General features: G+C 72.4%; 7 protein-coding genes. 6 read left to right on the forward strand and 1 reads right to left on the reverse strand.

What is annotated here, in order from left to right:
- Positions 1-330: DUF5719 family protein (locus tag ACTWQJ_RS44705; protein WP_443312126.1), on the forward strand; the 330-nt coding region annotated here is incomplete at its 5' end.
- 14 nt (positions 331-344) lie between these two features.
- On the opposite strand, the gene ACTWQJ_RS44710 is transcribed toward ACTWQJ_RS44705, so the two are convergent.
- Entirely contained in the window at positions 345-794 is a 450-nt protein-coding gene (locus tag ACTWQJ_RS44710) for a metallopeptidase family protein (protein WP_224734834.1), read from the reverse strand.
- 294 nt (positions 795-1,088) lie between these two features.
- Here ACTWQJ_RS44710 and ACTWQJ_RS44715 point away from each other — a divergent pair, with 294 nt between their 5' ends.
- The 5 genes from ACTWQJ_RS44715 to ACTWQJ_RS44735 form a co-directional block, all read left to right on the forward strand.
- Positions 1,089-1,511 (forward strand): DUF3499 domain-containing protein, encoded by a 423-nt coding sequence (locus ACTWQJ_RS44715; RefSeq protein ID WP_443312127.1) that lies wholly within the window; start codon positions 1,089-1,091, stop codon positions 1,509-1,511.
- Between the two features lie 132 nt (positions 1,512-1,643).
- A complete protein-coding gene (locus tag ACTWQJ_RS44720; RefSeq protein WP_443312130.1) occupies positions 1,644-3,260 on the forward strand; it encodes an L-lactate permease in 1,617 nt (538 codons plus the stop codon).
- 103 nt (positions 3,261-3,363) lie between these two features.
- Positions 3,364-4,779, forward strand: coding sequence for a phosphomannomutase/phosphoglucomutase (locus ACTWQJ_RS44725; RefSeq protein WP_443312128.1), 1,416 nt, complete (start codon positions 3,364-3,366; stop codon positions 4,777-4,779).
- Positions 4,780-5,128: 349 nt separating this feature from the next.
- Entirely contained in the window at positions 5,129-5,299 is a 171-nt protein-coding gene (locus tag ACTWQJ_RS44730) for a Trm112 family protein (RefSeq protein WP_020940431.1), read from the forward strand.
- A gap of 117 nt (positions 5,300-5,416) precedes the next feature.
- On the forward strand, positions 5,417-6,152 hold a 736-nt coding region (locus tag ACTWQJ_RS44735), incomplete at its 3' end, for an SIS domain-containing protein (RefSeq protein WP_443312129.1).

Here is a 6,152-nt window from a genome sequence, read left to right on the forward strand (position 1 = left end):
GGTGCCACGCTGTCCCTGGCCGCGCCGGGGGAGACGGCGCAGGTCAAGGTCACCGCGTCGGCCGGCGCGGAGGGCGGTACGGCTGCTTCCGAGACGTACACGATCAAGTCCGGCACCACCCAGGACGTCGACCTGCCGGTGCCGAGCGGCCTGAAGGGCACGTACGCGCTGACGGTCGAGCCCGTCTCGGGCGGCCCGGTGTACGCATCCCGGACGCTCGCGGAGACGCAGGGCGGTGTGCCGGCGTTCACGGTGCAGACCCTCCCGGACGACCGGGGGACGGTGGAGGTGCCGGAGGCGGAGCAGGATCTGTCGGTGCTGCAGAAGTAGCGCGACGACAGCGTTCAGTCCTCGCCGTACCGCGGGTCCACGGTCTCCGGCGTCAGCCCGAGTAGCTCGGCGACCTGCTCGACGACGATCTCGTGCACGAGTGCAGCCCGCTCGTCCCGCCCCTTGGTGCGGATCTCGACGGGCCGCCGGTAGACGACCACGCGCGCGGGATGCCCCTCACGCGCGGGAATCGTGCCGCCGAGCGGAACCGCCTCGTCGTTCCAGGCCTGCCCGGGCCCGTCCAGCCTCGGTACTTCGAGGACGAGGAAATCGATGTCGGCGAGCTGCGGCCACCGCCGCTCCAGGCGCTCCACGGAGTCCTGCACCAGGTCCGCGAACGCCTCGGCGCGGCTAGCCGCGAGGGGCACCTGCGGCGGGGCGATCGGCCCGCGCATGCCCCGGCCGTGGCGATCACGACGGCGCGGCCCGGGGCCGGTGGCACGGGGTGGTACTCGGTTGTCCATCACTGGTGAAGGGTAGTCCTCGCGGGCAGTGCGCGCCCGGCCCCCACACGGCGTCCGGGACCCCCGTGGTCCCCGGGACGGCATGTCGACAGATGACCATTCCAGCCAAGGTTGGGCTCGATTCCGTATCCCTCCGAGACCGGCGATCACGAGGCAATTGATGGCGTTTGTGTGGAGTGTTGACCGTTTCCGGGATCGTTCGACATCCCGGAAAGCGGTGTCCGCGCAGGTCAGCCCGGTGGGTCGGAAGGGGTGTGTGGGGCGTTTCACAACACGACACGGTGGAGTGACCTGGTGGAGAGTCGTCGCGGCCCGCTCAAGAGTGCGGTACCGTCCAACGTCGTGAGCCCTGTACGTCGCTGTTCGCGAACCGCTTGCGGCCGTCCCGCCGTAGCGACGCTGACGTACGTCTACGCCGACTCGACCGCCGTCCTCGGCCCGCTCGCCACCTACGCCGAACCCCACTGTTACGACCTGTGTGCCGAGCACTCCGAGCGCCTCACGGCTCCTCGGGGCTGGGAGGTCGTCCGGCTCCTCGACGGTTCGGCTCCCGCCCGGCCCAGCGGCGACGACCTGGAAGCGCTCGCCAACGCGGTGCGCGAGGCGGCTCGCCCCCAGGAGCGCGCGGCCCAGTCCGGTGGCGGAGGACGCGCGGCGGATCCGATGGAGGTCGCGCGCCGCGGCCACCTGCGGGTTCTGCGCTCACCCGACAACTGACCGACCGGTTCGGTCGCCCCTCCCGTTGTGCATGAGTGATGCACGCCCATTGACGCGGTGTTGTCGCGGACACGACCATTTCGTCACCCGTGAGAAATCGCTTTCCGCATGGCGGAATCCGGGGAGGCGCTCGTGTACATGCAGGAACTGGAACCCGTCGCCGGCTCGCTCGGCCTGTCCGCCCTGGTGGCGGCCCTGCCCCTCGTGATCGTCCTGGTCCTGCTCGGCGGCGTCCGCATGAAGGCGCACCTGGCCGGTCTCACGGGCCTGCTGGCGGCCGCCCTCGTCGCCTGGCTCGCGTACGGCATGCCGCTGGACCAAACCGTCTCCAGCGCCGCCCAGGGAGCCGTCTTCGGCCTCTTCCCCATCCTGTGGATCGTCGTCAACGCCCTGTGGGTGTACCGGATGACCGTCCGCACACGGCACTTCGACATCCTGCGCCGGTCCTTCGGGCGGCTCTCCGACGACCCGCGCATCCAGGCGCTCGTCGTCGCCTTCTGCTTCGGCGCCCTGCTGGAGGCCCTGGCCGGATTCGGGGCACCCGTCGCCATCTGCTCGGTCATGCTCGTCGCCCTCGGCTTCGAGCCGGTGCGTGCCGCGGTCGTCGCGCTGGTCGCCAACACGGCGCCCGTGGCGTTCGGCGCCATGGGCACGCCGGTGGTGACGCTCGCTCAGGTCACGGGGCTGCCGCTGGAGGACGTGGCGTCCGTGGTGGGGCGTCAGACCCCGCTGCTGGCCCTCGTGGTGCCGCTCGTGCTGGTCGGGCTCGTGGACGGGCGGCGCGGCCTGCGGGAGACCTGGGTGCCGGCCGTGGTGTGCGGAATCGCCTTCGCCGTCGCCCAGTTCGCCGCCTCGAACTATATCTCCGCGCAACTGGCCGACATCGGCGCCGCCTTGGCGGGCGCGGCCGCGCTGGTGGCCGTACCCCAGGCCCGCCGGCCCGCCGCAGAACCCGTACGCGCGTCCGTGCTGACCGGTGCACGCAGCGAGGAACTGGACGAGGACGACGCGCGCGCGGACGTCGTACGGGCCTATGCGCCGTACGCCCTCATCGTGGCCGTCTTCTCCGTCGCCCAGATCCCGGCGGTCAAGGACTGGCTGGCCAAGGCGACCCAGACATACGACTGGCCCTTCCTGAACGTCGTCGACGCCGACGGGAACGCGGTCGGCGGCAATGTCTTCACCTGGCCGATCGTCTCCACCGGCGGCACGCTCGTACTGCTCGCAGGCGTGGCCACGGCGGCCGTGATCGGGGTGCACGCGCGCGTGGCGGTCAAGGAGTGGCTCGCGACGGTGCACGAGTTGAGGTTCGCGATCCTGACCGTGACGTCCGTGCTGGCCCTCGCCTACGTCATGAACCTCTCCGGACAGGCGGCCACGATCGGCCACTTCGTGGCGGCGGCCGGTGCCGGGCTCGCCTTCCTGTCACCGGTCCTCGGGTGGTTCGGCGTCGCCGTCTCCGGGTCGGACACCTCGGCCAACGCGCTCTTCGGCGCCCTCCAGGTGACCGCCGCCCGCGAGTCGGGGCTGTCGCCGGAACTGCTCGCCGCCGCCAACAGCTCGGGCGGCGTGCTGGGCAAGATGATCTCGCCGCAGAACCTCACCATCGCCTGCGCCGCCGTCGGGCTCGCCGGCCGCGAGGGGGACCTGCTGCGCAAGGTGCTGCCCTGGAGCGTGGCGCTGCTGCTCGTGATGTGCCTGATCGTGGTCGGCCAGAGTTCGCCGGTGCTGGACTGGATGCTGCCCTGACCTGAGGTTACGGCTGGGCTTCCGCTCACGGCCCGCACGGAGCTCTGTCAGAGGCTGCGGGTACTTTGTGGGGCACCGATAGGACTTTTCAGGAGGGGTGGCCGTGGAGGCTGATCTGTCACAGGTCGTGAAGGCGTACGACGTACGGGGGGTCGTCCCGGACCAGTGGGACGAGTCGTCGGCCGAGCTCTTCGGCGCGGCCTTCGTCCGGGTGACCGGCGCGGACGCGATCGTGACCGGGCACGACATGCGCCCCTCGTCCCCCGGCCTGTCGGCCGCCTTCGCGCGCGGGGCGGCGGCGCAGGGCGTGGACGTGACCGAGATCGGCCTCTGCTCGACCGACCAGCTGTACTACGCCTCGGGCGCGCTGAACCTGCCCGGCGCGATGTTCACCGCCTCGCACAACCCGGCCCAGTACAACGGCATCAAGATGTGCCGCGCGGGCGCCGCTCCCGTCGGCCAGGACACCGGCCTGGCGGAGATCCGCGAACTGGTCGAGCGATGGATCGAGTCGGGTGCCCCGGAGCCTGCCGCCGCGCCGGGAACGATCACCCGGCGCGACACGTTGGAGGACTACGCGGCCCACCTGCGCTCCCTCGTCGACCTGACGTCCATCCGCCCGCCCGTCTCCCACCACCACCCTTCCAAGGAAGGCGCTTCGCGCCCCTCTCATCTGAAGGTCGTCGTGGACGCGGGCAACGGCATGGGCGGCCACACGGTGCCCACGGTCTTCGCCGGCCTGCCCCTGGACCTCGTGCCGATGTACTTCGAACTCGACGGCACATTCCCGAACCACGAGGCCAACCCCCTCGACCCGGCCAACCTCGTCGACCTGCAGAAGCGGGTCCGCGAGGAGGGCGCCGACCTCGGCATCGCCTTCGACGGCGACGCCGACCGCTGCTTCGTCGTCGACGAGAACGGCGACCCGGTCTCCCCGTCGGCCATCACCGCCCTGGTCGCCTCCCGCGAGCTGGCCAGAAACGGCGGCAAGGGCACGATCATCCACAACCTGATCACGTCCTGGTCGGTCCCGGAGGTCGTCCAGGAGAACGGCGGCACGCCGGTACGCACGCGCGTGGGCCACTCCTTCATCAAGGCCGAGATGGCCAGGACCGGAGCGATCTTCGGCGGCGAGCACTCCGCCCACTACTACTTCCGCGACTTCTGGAACGCCGACACGGGCATGCTGGCCGCGCTCCACGTCCTGGCGGCCCTCGGCGGCCAGGACGGCCCGCTGTCGGCCCTGGTCGCCCAGTACGACCGCTACGTCGGCTCCGGCGAGATCAACTCCACGGTCGACGACCAGGCGGCCCGCCTCGCCGCGATCAGGGCGGCGTACGAGGGGATCGAGGGCATCACCCTCGACGAACTCGACGGCCTCACGGCCACCGCCGCCGACTGGTGGTTCAACGTCCGCCCCTCCAACACGGAACCGCTGCTGCGCCTGAACGCGGAGGCACGGGACGAGGCAACGATGACCAAGGTGCGAGACGAGGCCCTGGCGATCATCAGGGGCTGAGGCTGCTCGGGGGGTGCTCCTTGGGGTGCCGCCACCTCGTCAGTCCGCGGGCATTCGTGCCTCCCCCAGTGCCTTAAGGGCCTGGGGGGACCCCAGGGCGATGGGGGTCCCCCGCTCGAGCGAAGCCGAGAGTGGGGGAGGGTGGGCGCGGGCGGCACCCCGCCAGCGCCGGGCTGCGCACCCCACCCCCCCAGCAGCAACGCCGCGCAGGCCTCACCCCCGCGCAGCGGAGCAACCCCCGCACAGCACCCCCCACGGCGGTACCCTGACCAGGCACATCCGCACAACAAGACGTGCACGCACCCGCCCGAACAAGACCCACCCAATCCGCCCCCGAAGGGACGCCCCCATGCCGCTCGAAGCCGGCCTCCTGGAGATCCTCGCCTGCCCGGCCTGCCACGCCCCCCTCAAGGAGCAGGACGCGGAGCTGATCTGCACCGGCCAGGACTGCGGCCTGGCCTACCCCGTCCGCGACGGCATCCCCGTCCTCCTCGTGGACGAGGCCCGCCGCCCCGCGTGAACGAGGCCCGCTGCCCGCGCAAAACCAGGCCCGCCGCCCACGTAGACGAGGCCCCGGCCCGTACAGGCGAGGGCCCGCCCGCGTAACCGACGACCCGGCGTTCGGAGGCTCCCACCCATGCTCGACGAATCGCTGCTCGACTCCCCGGAGGGCCTCGCCGAGGCCGACCACCGAGGCCTGCTCCGCGGCGCCGCGGAAGCCGGCGCCCGCGTCCGCACCGCAGCCCGGCACGCCGCCGAGGCCGGTGTCCAGGACCTCAAGCCCGACGGCCGCCCCCGCGCCGTCCTCATCGCCGGCCCCGGCGCCGCCGCCACCCACGCCGCCGACCTCCTCGGCACGCTCGCCGGCCCCGGCAGCCCCGTGACCCGGCTGGCCCCCACCGGCGTGGCGCCGGCCGCCGGCGCCCTGCGCTGGGAGCTGCCCGGCTGGGTCGGCTCGGTCGACCTGCTCCTGATCGCCACCCCCGACGGCACCGAGCCGGGCCTGTCCCTGCTCGCCGAGCAGGCATACCGTCGCGGCTGCACGGTCGCCGCCGTGGCGCCCGCCCGCACCCCGCTCGCCGAAGCCGCCGAGGGCGCCCACGGCCTGTTCGTACCGCTGGCGACCGCCCCGTACGAGCACGACGAACCCCTCGCCGCGTCCGCCCCCGGCGTCCTGTGGGCCCTGCTCACCCCGCTCCTCGCGCTCCTGGACCGCATAGGTCTGCTCGCCGCCCCCGCCGACGCGCTGGAGAAGGTCGCCGACCGGCTCGACCACATCGCCGAGCGCTGCGGGCCCGCCATCGCGGCGTACAGCAATCCCGCCAAGACCCTCGCCGCCGAACTCGCCGACGCCCTCCCGGTGATCTGGACCG

Origin of the sequence: Streptomyces sp. KR55 (assembly GCF_052245645.1) — a bacterium.
Classification (GTDB): Bacteria; Actinomycetota; Actinomycetes; order Streptomycetales; family Streptomycetaceae; genus Streptomyces; species Streptomyces flavusporus.